This is a genomic window from Microbispora sp. NPDC049125 (genome assembly GCF_040802045.1).
Lineage (GTDB): Bacteria > Actinomycetota > Actinomycetes > Streptosporangiales > Streptosporangiaceae > Microbispora.
In genome coordinates this window covers 69943-84515 of record NZ_JBEZDW010000039.1, presented here as the reverse complement: position 1 = coordinate 84515, position 14573 = coordinate 69943, and the positions used below count along the sequence as shown (strand labels likewise).

General features: G+C 68.5%; 14 protein-coding genes and 1 tRNA gene. 13 read left to right on the top strand and 2 right to left on the bottom strand.

Annotation, left to right across the window (positions count from 1 at the left end; all coding sequences use genetic code 11):
- Positions 1-875: 875 nt before the first annotated feature.
- The 12 genes from AB0B72_RS33090 to prfH all read left to right on the top strand — a co-directional run bounded on the left by AB0B72_RS33090 (position 876) and on the right by prfH (position 11886).
- Positions 876-939 (top strand) — tRNA-OTHER (locus tag AB0B72_RS33090).
- 112 nt (positions 940-1051) lie between these two features.
- On the top strand, positions 1052-2671 hold the full coding sequence (locus tag AB0B72_RS33085; protein WP_367743262.1) for a TROVE domain-containing protein: 1620 nt from the start codon (positions 1052-1054) through the stop codon (positions 2669-2671).
- A gap of 442 nt (positions 2672-3113) precedes the next feature.
- Positions 3114-3806: a DUF6461 domain-containing protein gene (locus tag AB0B72_RS33080; protein ID WP_367743261.1), complete on the top strand. Its 693-nt coding sequence runs from the start codon at positions 3114-3116 to the stop codon at positions 3804-3806.
- Between the two features lie 435 nt (positions 3807-4241).
- On the top strand, positions 4242-5000 hold the full coding sequence (locus tag AB0B72_RS33075; protein ID WP_367743260.1) for an SDR family oxidoreductase: 759 nt from the start codon (positions 4242-4244) through the stop codon (positions 4998-5000).
- Between the two features lie 19 nt (positions 5001-5019).
- Positions 5020-5430, top strand: a complete 411-nt coding sequence (locus tag AB0B72_RS33070; protein ID WP_367743259.1) for a cupin domain-containing protein — start codon at positions 5020-5022, stop codon at positions 5428-5430.
- A 123-nt stretch (positions 5431-5553) separates the two neighbouring features.
- On the top strand, positions 5554-6504 hold the full coding sequence (locus tag AB0B72_RS33065) for an ABC transporter ATP-binding protein (protein WP_367743257.1): 951 nt from the start codon (positions 5554-5556) through the stop codon (positions 6502-6504).
- Positions 6497-7249 (top strand): ABC transporter permease, encoded by a 753-nt coding sequence (locus AB0B72_RS33060; protein WP_367743256.1) that lies wholly within the window; start codon positions 6497-6499, stop codon positions 7247-7249. Before AB0B72_RS33065 ends, AB0B72_RS33060 begins: the two co-directional genes overlap by 8 nt.
- A complete protein-coding gene (locus AB0B72_RS33055) occupies positions 7246-8004 on the top strand; it encodes an ABC transporter permease (protein ID WP_367743254.1) in 759 nt (252 codons plus the stop codon). The genes AB0B72_RS33060 and AB0B72_RS33055 overlap by 4 nt, the downstream gene beginning before the upstream one ends.
- 10 nt (positions 8005-8014) lie before the next feature.
- Complete coding sequence (locus tag AB0B72_RS33050) at positions 8015-9151, top strand: sensor histidine kinase (RefSeq protein ID WP_367743251.1); 1137 nt, start codon at positions 8015-8017, stop codon at positions 9149-9151.
- Entirely contained in the window at positions 9148-9753 is a 606-nt protein-coding gene (locus tag AB0B72_RS33045; protein WP_367743250.1) for a DNA-binding response regulator, read from the top strand. Before AB0B72_RS33050 ends, AB0B72_RS33045 begins: the two co-directional genes overlap by 4 nt.
- 280 nt (positions 9754-10033) lie before the next feature.
- Positions 10034-11212, top strand: a complete 1179-nt coding sequence (locus AB0B72_RS33040) for an RNA ligase RtcB family protein (RefSeq protein ID WP_367743249.1) — start codon at positions 10034-10036, stop codon at positions 11210-11212.
- A complete protein-coding gene (prfH, locus tag AB0B72_RS33035; RefSeq protein WP_367743248.1) occupies positions 11209-11886 on the top strand; it encodes a peptide chain release factor H in 678 nt (225 codons plus the stop codon). Before AB0B72_RS33040 ends, prfH begins: the two co-directional genes overlap by 4 nt.
- Before the next feature lie 33 nt (positions 11887-11919).
- On the opposite strand, the gene AB0B72_RS33030 is transcribed toward prfH, so the two are convergent.
- Entirely contained in the window at positions 11920-12387 is a 468-nt protein-coding gene (locus AB0B72_RS33030; protein ID WP_367743247.1) for a pyridoxamine 5'-phosphate oxidase family protein, read from the bottom strand.
- 482 nt (positions 12388-12869) lie between these two features.
- Between AB0B72_RS33030 and AB0B72_RS33025 the strand changes: the two genes are divergently transcribed.
- Complete coding sequence (locus AB0B72_RS33025) at positions 12870-13757, top strand: LysR family transcriptional regulator (protein WP_367743246.1); 888 nt, start codon at positions 12870-12872, stop codon at positions 13755-13757.
- Positions 13758-13797: 40 nt separating this feature from the next.
- On the opposite strand, the gene AB0B72_RS33020 is transcribed toward AB0B72_RS33025, so the two are convergent.
- Positions 13798-14454, bottom strand: coding sequence for a hypothetical protein (locus tag AB0B72_RS33020; protein ID WP_367743244.1), 657 nt, complete (start codon positions 14452-14454; stop codon positions 13798-13800).
- Positions 14455-14573: the final 119 nt, after the last annotated feature.

The window sequence follows — 14573 nt, the reverse complement described above, 5'->3', positions numbered from 1 at the left end:
AAGCGGTTGATCGGCTACGCAGCATGTAGCCGGCCCACACACTTCTCTGCGTGACGAACTGCGTCACAACGCCAACGGACAACCCTGGACACAGGGGCACGGCGGCGGACGGTCACCGCAGGTGAAGAGCCTGCAAGACCAGGTCGAGAGTCTGTTGTCATTGCCTGATCAGCAAGCGGTCCGCACATCGCCGACGTTGGGACGACCCCCTTGTCTGAAGCACCTGAGTAGCGTGCAGTCCCGATCGGACAGGCTTCTTTCGGACGCCAGTCTTACGAGTAGGGACTCTGACTTGCCCTCTGTCTCGGCCGCTCGGTTGAGTAGCGCCCGCCGGAAGTCGTCATCATCGGGCAAACCCTTGGGGGCGTTGCTCCAGAGCTTCCAGATGGAGAAGAACTCGGGTGACATCCGCTGGAGGTGGCACCGCGCCTACTGACACGCGCGGTAGTTGAACGCCCGCTCGCCCTCACCGGGTGAGCGGGCGTTCGACTCATATGACGGGTCAACTTGCCCAGCAAGGCGCTCAATCTACCGACACCATGTCCAGCGAACCGCGCGATCCAGGCGCATAACGCCTACCCGGTACGGAAAATACCGGGTATTTCCGGCGGGCACCCGCTACTCTGACGACAGCTTGATCCCCAGGTGCGCATGGCCCCGGCTACTTCTTTGGGTGAAACTACGCCGGAGCCGCTTCCTGATCTCTGGGGCACAACTTCATACGCACCTCCCGGTGCGCCGACAGCGGTTACTTCATGGATTTCGGTTCGAATCCGAGCGGAGGGGACCCGAAAGGGTCACCTTCGACGCCCTGCGGCTTGGGCAACACCGCCGTCACATTGATCTCGGGAGGAACACAACTTCAGAGCGTGCCCGGTGCGTAGGCAGAGGTTACTTCTCCTTCTAAGAGAGAGACGCGGGTTCGAATCCCGCCCGCCATCTCGGTGGCGGTAGCTCAGCGGCCTAGAGCACTTACGTTCCTCCGCCGATTTGATCTCGGGCACGAACTCTGAACGCGGGCTCCTCCCAACTGCGGAAGGGGCCCGTTTCCATGTCGAAGTTCAACACCTCCACCACGCGCCCGGCCGCATTCAGCCCCGTCACGTCGGAGGCCACTCCGACCGGCCGCACCTACGAGGGCGCTCCCGGCTACTCGCTATCCGCCAAGGGCGAGCTTTTCCTTTTGGCCGTGTCGAACATGGTCGGGGAAGACACCTTCTACGAGGCCAAGAACGCCCGCGATGAGCGGTTCCGCCACCTCGTCCACCAGGTCGCCGTCGAGGACGACGAGTGGCTCGCCCGCTTCCTCCCCTGGCTCCGCACAGTGGCGAACATGCGGTCCGCCCCGATCGTCGCCGCGCTGGAGGCGGTCAAGGCACGGCGCGACGCCGGGCTGGAGGGACTCGGCCGGCAGCTGGTGAACAGCGTGCTGCAGCGTGCCGACGAGCCCGGCGAGGCCCTCGCCTACTGGACGTCCCGCTACGGCAGGGCCATCCCCAAGCCGGTCAAGCGGGGCGTGGCCGACGCCGTTCAGCGGCTCTACACCGAGCGGTCCCTGGCGAAGTACGACAGCGATGCCCGTGGCTTCCGGTTCGGCGACGTCGTCGATCTCGTCCACCCGACTCCGGCGGACGACAAGCGGCTGTGGCAGGGCGACCTGTTCGCCCACGCCCTTGACCGGCGGCACGGCCGGGACAACCCGATCCCGGAGTCGCTGCGGATGCTCCGCGAGCGGGCCGAGCTCCTCGCCCTGCCCGGCGGCGAGCGGCGCGCCGTACTCGCCACCCCCGAGCGGCTCACCCGCGCCGGCATCACGTGGGAGGCGCTGGCCGGCTGGCTGCAGGGGCCGATGGACGCGGAGGCGTGGGAGGCGATCATCCCGTCGATGGGCTACATGGCGTTGCTGCGGAACCTCCGCAACTTCGACCAGGCTGGGGTGTCCGACGACGTCGCCGCCCGGGTCGCCGCCCTCCTGTCCGACCCCGAGCAGGTGGCACGGTCGCGGCAGCTGCCGATGCGGTTCCTGTCGGCCTACCGTGCGGCGCCGTCGCTGCGGTGGGCTCACCCGCTGGACAAGGCTCTCACCGCCAGTGTGGGCAACATCCCCGCCCTGGGCGGACGGACGCTGATCCTGGTGGACACCTCATCGTCGATGAATGCGGGCTTCTCCAAGGACGGGACGCTCATGCGGTGGGACGCTGCCGCGCTGTTCGGCATCGCGCTCGGGCACGCTTGCGGTCATGGCGGCCAGGCCGACGTGGTGTCCTTCTCCTCGGCGCAGGTGTACTACGGCGACACGCCCGGCGCCAAGACGCGTAGTTTCCCGACGGTGAAGGGTGAGTCGCTTCTGCGGTCGCTGGAGAGGTGGAAGAACGACGGCTACTTCCTCGGCGGGGGCACGGACACGGTCGGTGCGCTGCGGAAGCACTTCGCGGGTCATGACCGGGTGGTGATCGTCACTGACGAGCAGGCCAGCCAGTCGCAGTACGGCGAGGTGGGGCAGGCCGTCCCCGCGCGCGTCCCGCTGTACACGTGGAACCTTGCTGGTTATGAGCGGGGGCACGCCCCGTCTGGGAGTGGGAACCGGCATACCTTCGGCGGGCTGACCGACCAGGCGTTCCGGATGGTTCCGCTGCTTGAGGCGGGAGCCTCGGCGAGCTGGCCGTTCTAGGCCAGACATGACGAAAACGCCCACTCCTCCTGGGCGGCTCCACCTCAAAGGCCCTCCCGGTCCACCCGGGAGGGCCTTTTGCATGGCGTACAGCAGCGCGTACAGCAACCGGCATGATCGCGGCTTCTGCGCAGGAGCCCTGAGCAGTTGACCGTGGGTGCCTTGAGCAGGCTCGTCCTCAATCGCAGCCGGGATAATAAGGAGGCTCCTTACGCCGTTTCCAAATTATCGAGAGGCTCCTTTGCCGGATTTCCCGGAGAACGCCGAGCGAGCGGTCGCTCGGGTCGATGCCCTCCACCAGTTGGGCGCCGTCGCCCAGTGGCGCTCTTGCTCTCGCCATGTCATGCACAGCCGAAGGCCTCGCGGCTGTGATGATTGCACATTCGATGAAGTCAAGACCTGTCCCACCTGTCGTACATGGCCGTGTCCCACGCACCTGGCCTTGTACGACGAGACGGAAGAAAGCTGTGGTCACCGAATTCCCGTCGATCCGGTCACCGATGGGACAAGCCATCATTCCAGGCGGTCGATCGTCGTCGGCGACCGCGGAGCGACCACGGACGATTACGCATGGTGGAGCCAGTCTGGGTGGGAACGGGCATCGTTCTGTTTCACCTTCATCGCCGACCTCGCGCCTGAAGAGGTGCTAGGCAGGCTGGGGCTCACCGAGGATCCCGAACAGCAAGGTTTCGCCACCATCGAAGTCGGCCGCGCCGCCGGTGGATCGATCATGGTTGAGGACGGCGCTGCCGGGATTTTGCGCGACGTGGTGCACACGCTCTCGCAAGGCACGTCGATCGCCAGTGTGGAGCGCAACGTCAATTACCACTCCCACTTCGTCCATGCTGTGGACGGCCACATCGTCGAGCGCCTGGTCCCGATGTTCGCCCACTGGAGCGACAGTACAGACCCCGAACGACTGAAGCGGGACCTCGAAGAGCTGGGCATGCTCTGGGACTTCGATCCAGACCCCGAGGAGTTCCCGCCTTACATCGAGGGCGCTCTGGCGCTCGCTGAACGACGTACCGGCGTCCGCCTGGAACGTCGCCACCTTCAGCCCGGTGGTTTACCTCACCGCGCTTCCATCGCCCGCTACTACGAAAGCCCTCAAGGCACGTTTCCCGAGCTGGCGTGAAGTCTGCCCGTGGCCACCAGGCCGCGGGCCATCCTCGATGGGGTGTCCGGCTTTCCCGGGCCTGACGCAAGATTTCCTTCGGCTCGGCTTTCACGAGGGTAGGCAGAGCCGGATCGGATTACGGGGCTTCGCGTTGAGGCCGGTCAAGCTTGGAACGCCCGAATCGCGAGCGCGGCGAAACGTCGGGAGGCGGCAACCCGCGCGTTTGTCGTTGCGGCGTGCAGGCCGCCGTTGGCCATCAGGATGAGGATGAGGTCGTCCAGGACGAAGTCGGGCCGTATGAACGCCTTCCAGTCAGCGCTGGACCGACCACTGGCTGACGCGGGCGGAGCGGGCCTTTGGAGATCTTTCGCAGGACCTGTCACAGGCCGGAGGGCTGCTTTGTCTTGGCTGGCGATGGGGGGCGACCACATGCCCTGACGGACAGGAAGGCTCATGATGAAGATCGTGGTAGTTGGCGGAACCGGCCTCATCGGGTCGAAGCTCGTGACGAAACTGGGGGAGCACGGTCACGAGGCGGTGGCGGCGTCGCCGAACACCGGCGTCAACACTCTCACCGGCGAAGGGCTGGCCGAGGTGCTCAAGGGCGCGTCGGTGGTGATCGACGTGTCGAACTCCCCTTCCTTCGAGGAAACCGCCGTTATGGAGTTCTTCACGACCTCCACCCGCAACCTGCTCGCCGAGGAGGCGGAGGCGGGCGTCGGCCATCACGTCGCGCTGTCGGTGGTGGGCACGGAGCGGCCGCCCGGGAACCCCTACTTCCGGGCGAAGATCGCTCAGGAGAAGTTGATCGAGAAGTCGTCGATCCCGTTCTCGCTCGTACACGCGACGCAGTTCTTCGAGTTCGTCCGGAGCATCGCGGACGAGGCCACGGACGGCGACACGGTGCGGATGGCGCCCGTGCTCTTCCAGCCCATGGCCGGGGACGACGTCGCGCAGGCGGTCGGCCGGGTCGCGGTGGGATCGCCGCTGAACGGCATGGCGGAGGTGGGCGGGCCCGAGCAGTTCCGGATGGATGAGTTCTTCCGTGAGGCCCTGGCCGCGTGGGGCGACCCGCGCGAGGTGGTCACCGACCCGCAGGCGCCCTACTTCGGCAGCGTGCCGGGCGAGCGCAGCCTGGTGCCCGATGACGGCGCCGCCCTCGGCCAGATCCGATACCGCGAATGGCTCGACCGGACCATCGCCGGAAAGTAGATCAACGGAAGGTGGTCCCATGTCCACGTCGAGATCGACCGCTTGGCAGACGGCACTCACCATGCTGCAGGAGGCCGAGCCGCCCTTCATCCCGGAGGGTGCCCACGCGATGACCGTGGTCATCGAGTATCCGCCCGGCGACCCCGGAACGCCGCCGCACCGGCACTCCGGCCCGGCGTTCGGTTACGTCCTGGAAGGCGAGATGCTGCTGGAACTGGAAGGCGAACCGGAGCGGGTCGTGCGCGCCGGCCAGGCGTTCTGGGAGCAGGGCGGCGACGTCATCCACTACCAGGACGGCAACAACCGCGACGACATCCCGCTCCGCTTCACCGTCACCATGCTGTGCGAACCCGGCAAGCCGATGCTCACCCTCGTCGATGACGAAGAGCTCGCCCAGCGCAAGGACCGGCGCGCCCCTCGGCCGTCCTGACCGCGGTTGCCGGTGTCCATCCGCCCGAGAACCCCCAGGCGGTGACCGACCGCCTACTCGGCTGCTCGCGAAGTTGTGAATTTCTCACTGTTCCCGCCGCCGCCCCCGGCGAAGGATCAAGGCGTGACAGCGCTTCAGGTGAACCACCTCAGCAAGAGCTACGGCGGATTCCAGGCGGTCAACGACATCTCGTTCGAGGTCGAGGCGGGAACGGTCTTCGCCCTGCTCGGCCGCAACGGCGCGGGCAAGACCACGACCATCGAGCTGCTCACCGGGTTCCAGAAGCCGGACGCCGGTTCGGTCAGGGTGCTGGGCCTCGACCCGATCAGGGACCGCGCCCAGCTGCGCGGCAACGTCGGCATCATGCTGCAGGAGGCCGGATTCTTCCCCGACCTGACGGCCGGGCAGACGGTCGAGATCTGGCGTGACTTCACTCCCGCCGCGCGCCCTGCGGGCGAGGCGCTGGAGTTGGCGGGCCTGACGGCGAAGGCGAAGACGAAGGTGCGGCAGCTGTCCGGCGGTGAGAAACGCCGTCTGGACCTGGCGCTGGCCCTGCTGGGCCGGCCGGATGTGCTGTTCCTGGACGAGCCGACAACCGGCATGGACCCCGAGGCCCGCCGCAACATCTGGGAGGTCGTCCGCGATCTCGCCGCCCGGGGCACGACCGTGCTGCTGACCACTCACTACCTTGAGGAGGCCCAGCAACTCGCGACGAACCTGGCCATCATGGACAGGGGTGAGATCGTCGTCGGCGGCGACATGGCCGAGACGCTGGCCGCGCGGGTGGGGCGGGTCTCGTTCGAGCTGCCGTCCGTGATTCATCCCGGTGAGCTGCCGCTGCCCGCGACCGTGCGGGGCAGGCTCGCCCTGGTCCAGGCCGCCGATCCCGATCTGGCCGCCCAGACGCTGCTGGGCTGGGCGAGCGAACGCGGCCTGCGCCTGCGCGGCCTGGAGGTCCGGACGGCCTCACTGGAAGACCTGTTCCTGGAACTGGCCCAGAACAACGAGATACCCCAAAAAGACGCACCCGCCCAAAGTGACCGCCCTCCCCGGAGTGGTGACGCCCGTGCGTGAGGTGTTTGCCGTGGCGCGGCTGGGCGGGCGGCTGTTCTGGGGCGACGGGCGGGCCGTCGGCGGCATCGCGGTGCTCAGCGTCTGCCTGGGCGCGGGCCTGCCGTTACTGATGGCGGCCTCGCTCGGGAGCCGCGACGTGGAGATGGTGCTCGGCATGCATCTCGGCATGCTCGCCATGGTCCTGACCATCGTCGCGACCACCCAGACGGCCGTGACGCTGTCGACCAGGCGGGAGCTGCTGGTTCTCAAGCGGTTACGCGCCTCGGGCCTGAGCGGGCGGGCCATCGTCGGCGGCGAGCTGGTCAACGTCGTGACGCAGGCCACTTTCCTGTCGGCCCTCGTCTCGGTGATCCTCTACACCTTCACCTACCTCCCGCCACCCGAGCTGCCGCTGCTGTTCGCGGCGTGCGTCGTCGCGGTGGCCGGGGTGCTGGCGCTGATCGGCGTCGTCTTCTCGATCGTGACCCGCCGCCCCGATCTGAACGCCCCCGCCACGATTCCGTTCATGCTGGCCAGTGTGGTCGGGGCCGGAGGATATGGGCCGTTCGTCACCGGCCTCCTCCCCGGCTGGGTCCAGTGGACACTCGACCTGCTGCCGACCGGAGCGATGGTCGAGATCGCCAGGCTCGCCTACCGGGGCGGCGAGCTTACGACACTGACCGGGCCCGTCCTGGACCTGACCGTCTGGGCCCTCCTCGGCCTGGTCGCCGTCCGCTTCCTCTTCCGATGGGACCCACGCCGATGAGCCTCACGGCCACCTACAAGCTCAGCGCCCGGCTGTTCTGGCGCGACAAGGGCATGCTGCTCGCCTCCGTGATCACCCCGCTGGGGCTGGCGGTCGGGATGCCGGCGCTGATGCGCAACGTTCAGGCCGACGGCGTCACGGCCGCGGCGCAGATGTTCGTGGGAACGCTCGCGCTCATCCTGTCGGGGACCGCGTTCCTGAACGTCACCGTCGCCCTGACCATGCGCCGCGACCAGCTCCTGCTCAAACGGCTGCGCGCCACCCGGCTCACCGACCGGCAGATCCTCCTCGGCGAGGTCGCCAACACCGTCACGCAGACGGTCGCGCTCGTGATCGTGTCGGCCCTGGCCGTACACCTCCTGGCCGATGTGCCGTTGCCGAGGAATCCGGTGCTGTTCGCGGGTTTCACGGTCGCCGGTTCGGCGGTACTGGCGACACTGGGGGTGGCGTGGACGGCCGCGATCCCGCGCGGGGAGCTCGCGGCGGCCATGACGATGCCGTTCTTCTTCCTGGCCGGCCTCGCGTCCGGAGCGATGGGCTCGATCACGAGCCTGCTGCCCTCCTGGCTGCACCCATTCCTCGCCGCCCTGCCCACCAGCGCGGTGGTGGAGGCGGTCCGCGCCTCCTACGGGCCGGGAACACTCGGCTCCGACATGGAGGCGGCAGCCGTACCGACTCTGGTTCTGGCGGTGTGGGCGGGGATCGCGCTGCTCTCGATCAGGAGGTGGTTCCGCTGGGAGCCCAGGAAGTCATAATGGGCCGATCATGAACTCGACCTCCGCGCGGCGGCTCGGAATCGCGTTGATCGTCCTGGTCTCCGTCGGCTACACGATCATCCCCCTCGTGGTCTCCCTCGCGACCGCCTCCAGGTCGCTGAACGCCCAGCTGCTCGTGGTGCTGACCGCTTTCTACCTGCCGCACTTTCTTCATGTACGGCAGGCGTTCACGGGCGCCCGATCCCGGTGGCTCCCCGCCACACTGGTGGCGCAGGTGGTCGCCACCTACCTGCCGGAGGCCCTCGGGTTCACCGGCTGGTCGGCCGGGACCGCGCCGCTCCTGGCCGGGCCGGTGCTCCTGCTGGTCCCGCTGCGCTGGGGCGGCGTCCTGGTGATGATCATGGCGGCGGTGGAGTTCTGGTGGCTTCAGGGCATCTTCCGCAACGTGACCGGCTCGTTCTTCTACGCCCTCACCATCCTCATCACCGGCGCCATGATCTACGTCGTCGTGCGGCTGGTCCGGGTCACCGCCGAATTGGAGCAGGCGCGGGCCGACCTGACCGAGGCGGCGGTTCTGAATGAGCGGTTGCGGATCTCCCGCGACCTGCACGACGGGCTGGGCCACAGCCTCACCGCGATCGCGTTGAAGGGCGATCTGGCCGCCCGGCTCATGGACCGAGATCTCCCCGCCGCGAAGACCGAGGTCGGCGCGCTGGTCCAGGTGGCGAGGGAGGCCGCACAGGAGGTGCGTCAGGTGGCTCGTGGCTACCGGCGGATGTCGCTCGCCGGTGAGATGCGCCGGGCCTCGGGGCTGCTGGAATCGTCCGGAATCGGCTGCCAGGTCAACCTCGCCGACATCACCCCCTCCCGCGAGCCGGACGAGGCCCTCGCCTGGGCCGTACGCGAGGGCGTCACGAACATCCTGCGGCACAGCCGCGCCACCACCTGTTCGATCACCACCTCGAACCGCGCGGGACGCATCCATCTGGAGATCGTCAACAACGGCCTTCCGCCTGATGACGCGCAAACCGTTGCCGACCCGGTCGGAGACGGGCCTGGTGACGCCCAGCCTCTTGGTGGCGGGCTGGTCGGGCTGGTGGAGCGGGCTGCGCAGGTGGGGGGCACGGTTGAGGCGGGGCGCACGCCCGAGGGCGGATTCCGGTTGACGATGGAGGTGCCCACGTGATCCGCGTCCTCCTGGCCGAGGACATGCACATGATCCGGGCCGCGCTCACCGCCCTGCTGCGCCTGGAGTCCGATCTGGAGGTGGTGGCCGAGGTGACGCGCGGGGACGAGATCGTCCCCGCCGCGTTGCGAGTACGTCCGGACGTGGCGATCGTCGACATCGACCTGCCCGTGCTGGACGGCATCACCGCCGCCGCGCGGCTGCGGGAGGTGCTCCCCTCCTGCCGCGTCCTGGTGCTGACCGCGATGGGCCAGCCGGGGCAGGTACGGCGGGCGTTGTCGGTGGGCATCGAGGCGTTCCTGGTCAAGGACGCCCCCGGCGACCGCCTGGCCGACGCGGTCAGGCGCACGGCGGCCGGGCTGCGGGTGCTGGACGCGGAGTTGGTGGCCTCGGCGATGGAGCGCGGAGAGAGCCCTCTCACCCCACGCGAGGCCACAGTCCTGCGCGAAGCCGCCCGAGGGGTCCCCGCCGAGGAGATCGCCGCCCGGCTCCACCTGTCGGCCGGCACCGTACGCAACTACCTCACCGGCGCGATCACCAAGACCGGAGCCCGCAACAAGATCGACGCGATCCGCATCGCCGAGGACGCGGGCTGGCTGTGACCCCCCGCGGCGACAGTCGACGGTGTCACAGCCGAGATCATGGCGGCGTTCCGATCCGCCCCTGTCGCTGATCTCAGAGGGGCTCCCGGGAAGTTCACGCCTTCGGGTTGGGACCCGTACGCGCGAAAATCGCTTGCCTCGTGTGGTGGGCTCAGGGGAACGTGGTCTCCATGACGCTCTGACGGACAGCACCCCGCCACTCCGAGATGCCCCGGCCCGAGATGCCCCGGCGCCGACGCGCTCCGTAATGCTGTCAGCCACTCCTTCTAAGAGAGCCTCTTTGTCTCAGCACCGCTCCCTGCCGCACTCCACCACAGCCACCGGCCCGGCCACCGTCACCGTGTTCGCCTCACCCGCGAGCTGGATCGAGTCCGACGCCCTCGCGCAGTGTCAGCAGGTGGCCGCCCTCGACGGCATGACGCACGTCGCCGCCATGCCGGACCTGCACCCCGGCAAGGGCGCCCCCATCGGCGCCGCCATGGCGTCGACCGTGTTGTACCCGTTCCTGGTGGGCTCCGACATCGGGTGCGGCATCGCCGTGTTCCCCGTCAAGCTCAAGCGCGCCGTACCCGAGAAGCTCGCCGCCCGGTTCCCCGATCTCGATCGCGCGCTTGATCCCGGGCAGGACGCCGACGACCCCGCCTGGGCCGTTGTGAAGGGCGACATCCCCGCCGGTCACGTCGAGGGCCTCGGGACGGTCGGCCGGGGCAACCACTTCGTCGAACTGGCGAGGATCGGGACCGTCTTCGAGCAGGGCCACGCCGGCCGTCTCGGACTGTCCGGCGGCGACCTGGTTCTCATCGTCCACAGCGGTTCCCGAGGGCTGGGCGAGCAGATCCTGCGGGCGCACACCGAGGTCCATGGCGCGGGCCCCGCCTCCGATCCCGGCGCCTATCTGGCGATGCATGACGACGCTGTACGTTGGGGATCACTCAACCGGCGGTTGATAGCCGCCCGGGTCGCCCATGCACTGGGAGCCGAGCCGGCCGAGCCACTCGTCGACCAGTGCCACAACCTGGTCGAGATCCGCGACGGGATCTACCTGCACCGCAAGGGGGCGGCGCCGGGTGACGGCCGCGACGTGCTCATCGCCGGCACACGAGGCACCCCTTCCTACCTCGTGGCCGCCCACGCCGGGCCGGACGCCAACCATTCCGTCGCGCACGGCGCGGGCCGCAAGATGTCGCGTGCCGACGCCCTGCGCCGGGGCCGGGCCAAGCACACGGTCGAGGAGCTGCGCCGCACGCCGGTGGGGTCGCTGGTGGTGTGCGGAGACCGCCAACTGCTCTTCGAGGAGGCACCCACGGCCTACAAGCGCATCGAGCAGGTGATCGCCGACCTCGTCCACCATGACCTGGCCACACCCGTGGCCACCACGGTCCCCCTGGTCACCTACAAGACACCCGATGCCGGGTCCACACCCCAGCGGGACCAGCGCCGCAGGCGAGGCCGGCGGTGAGCGTCCACCTGCTCCTGTCGGCCGGGCGTGGCCCGCAAGAGTGCGCCTGGGCGCTGGCCCGGCTGCTGCGCCGCCTGGAAGCCGACGCCGCCCGGCAGGGTCTGGAGACCCTTCAGGCCGAGACCGTTCCCGGTGACCGGCCCGGCACCTACCGATCGGTCCTGATCCGGATATCGGGAGGCGGCGCCGAGGCGTTCGCCGCCTCGTGGACCGGAACTCTGTGCTGGCAGGCCCCCAGCCCCTACCGGGCCGACACTGGCCGGAAGAACTGGTACGTCATCGCCCAGCCGTGCCAGGTCGACACTCCGCGCACGACGTTCAAGGAAGCGGACGTCGACGTCGTCGCCTGCCGCACCGGCGGGCCCGGCGGTCAGCATCGGAACAAGGCCAGCACGGCGGTACGGGCGACCCACCGGCCCTCGGGGATCGTCGTCGTGGTCGACACCGAGCGGCAGTTGAGCCTCAACCGCCGCATCGCCATGCGGCTGCTGCGACAGCGCGTCGAGCACGGTGACGAGGTGGCGGGGCGCGCCGTCACCACCGCCCGCTGGCATATCCACGATGAGCTCGTACGCGGCAACCCCACCCGTATCGAACGCCCGGAGAAGCCGAAGCGGGACCAGGCTTCACAGGAACAGCCGCGAAGTGGCCGAGGCCGCCCGGCGAGGAGATGACCTCCGACAACGGTTGATCACCGTTTCATCCACTCAGTCTCCGGTTGAGCCGGGCTCGTCATCCGCGAAGTCGAAGCTCAGCCACCGGTCGGGACGCGCGGTGAACAGCACGAAGGTGCCGGCCGGGTTGGAGGTCTCCGCCTCGGCGAAGGCGCGGGCGAAGTCCGGCGGCAGGTAGCGAGAGGTGATGGCTGTCACCTCCTCGACCGAGGGCGTCCAGTCCTCCTCCACCACCGTGCACTCGGCCGTGACGTATTTATAGGGGAACTCGGCCTGTTGCACGCAGAAGCTCAGGTTCCCGGACCGTTGGAGCAGCCGGGTCTTCCGTGCGACCCGGCCTTGGCTGCCGGTGAAGAAGGTCAGGTTCCCGCCGGGCGTGTAGGCGTACCAGACGGGCACGGTGTGCGGGGGACGGCCGTCGTCCGCGGCGACGCTGAGGACGCCGATGTGCGGCTGAGCGAGGAAGTGCTCGCGCTCGGGGGCGGTGAGGGTGCGGGCCATGGCTGCCTCCTTGGCAAGTGGTCGAGGATCGCGGATCGAGGGCGGGCGGGAGTCACGGCCGCGGTGGTGTGGGCGCCATTCCCGTGTGGACGAGGGGACGGATCACGCGAGCTCCGTTATGCATCTCTTAAGGGAACTTTGGTAACGCTAGCAGAAGTCCATCCCCTCAAGGAACCCTCTGTGCTGTCGTCGAGCTCATGCGGCGAACCCGGTTCGGTGAGATGGCCTGTTCGATTACGCGCCCACCGGACGCGCATGTTGACCGATCAAGAAGGTCGGAAGCTCCAGCGGATCGTCTGCGGCGACGATGCGGACCGGAACGCCGGTCAAGAACAGCGTCGACGCGGCGGAGGTCGTGAAGGCGGGCACAGGAGAGGCGGGCGGTTACGGCCGTTGTAGCTCGATAGCTCCCTCAACGGCCCTACATGTCATACTTACGGCCCCAGTGAACGATCTCGGCGGGGGGTAGGGGACAGGGCCGCGTGGAGCTACGGGACATCGAGATCTTTCTGACCCTGGCCGAGGAGCTGCACTTCGGCCGGACCGCTGAGCGGCTGCACCTCTCGGTGGCCCGTGTCAGCCAGGCGATCAAGAAGCAGGAACGGCTCATCGGCGTCGAGCTGTTCATGCGGAACAGTCGCAATGTACGGCTGACGCCGGTGGGTGAGCAGCTCCGGGATGACCTGCGCGAACTCCATTCGGGCCTGACGCAGAGCCTGGAGCGGGCCCGGCTGGCCGCGCGGGGCAAGACGGGCACGCTCCGGATCAGCTTGTTCCCCGCGAACCTCCAGGAGCTGCGCCGATACTGGGAGACCTTCCGCACCCGCCACCCGCAGTGGGAGCTCCGCCTGCGGATGTCGGCTTATGCGGATCCGTTCGCCCAGTTGCGCAACAGGGAGGCCGACATCCTGGTGACCTGGCTACCCGTGGAGGAGCCCGACCTGACCGTGGGTCCCCTGCTCTTCGCCGAGCCGAGAGTGCTGGCCGTGGCTGTCGATCACGTCCTCGCCAAGCGGTCTTCGGCATCCCTCGAGGCGGTCAGCGACTACCAACACGTGGCCACCGAATCGGTGCCCGACTACTGGTTCGACCGCTACCTTCCCGAGCTCACCCCGAAGGGCCGGCGGATCCACCGTGCCGACCTCGTGGGCAACATCGAGGACATCTTCATGCACACGGCCATGGGGGAGACGGTCTCCCTCTTCCCGGTCCATGTGAGCTGGTACTACCCCCGCCCCGACATCGTCTACCTGCCCGTCACGGACATGGATGCGCTGCCGTACGGGCTGGTGTGGCTCAGCGAAGCAGAGAACGACCGCATCCGCGCCTTCGCCCAAGTCGTGCGTGACCTGGGGCCGCTGCCCGGCTGAGAGGTGTTTTCCTTCGCCCGCCGACCGAAAGACGGCGTCTTCACCCAGCTCGGCGGTATGCCATGACGCCGGCGGCGGCGGCCCACACGCCGATGAGCGACCCGGCCGGGAACAGGGGGTCGAACCGGTCGGTGAACGCGATGGTGGCGGAGGCGAGCGCGAAGGCCACTCCGCCGGCCAGGCCGAGCGCAAGCGTGATGCGGTTGCCGACCGTCCGGGTGAGCCCGCCGGCCACGGCGAGGAACACGATGCTCAGCGCCCAGAGCGTGTCGGTGATCGTCTCGTTCCACGTTTGCATCGTGGAGATGGCCGTCGGCTGACCCGCCGCGAGGGAGTCGGCCTCCAGCGCGGCGAACAGGTGCGCGGCCATACCGACGGTGGCGAGGGCGTTGACGATGGCGACGACCTTGGCCGCCGTGGCCATGCTCCCGCCGAGGTCGCCGCGGCGCGAGATCGCGAAGATCCCGACGGTGAACAGGCCCATCGAGAGCAGCAGCAGTGTGTGGGACGGATACCAGCTCGGCTGCACGAGCATCTCGTGCAGCTGCTGGACCTTGTTGCCCTCGCCGCTGTCACCCGGATGGGTGGCGCCGCCGGCGATGAAGGCGATGCCGCCCAGCGCCAGGCAGATGCCACTGACCCGGTTGAGCCGCGAGATGGCGGAAGTGCGGTTGACGACCGGCGCCGACGTGCTCATAGCTGCCTCCTCGTGCATGCCGATGATGGGTCAACGGTGGCCGACGGGCGTCCTTCGCGGATGCGTGCACACCCTGCTTCTCCCCAGGGAAAACCCTCATCCGCAGGGAGTGGTCGCTG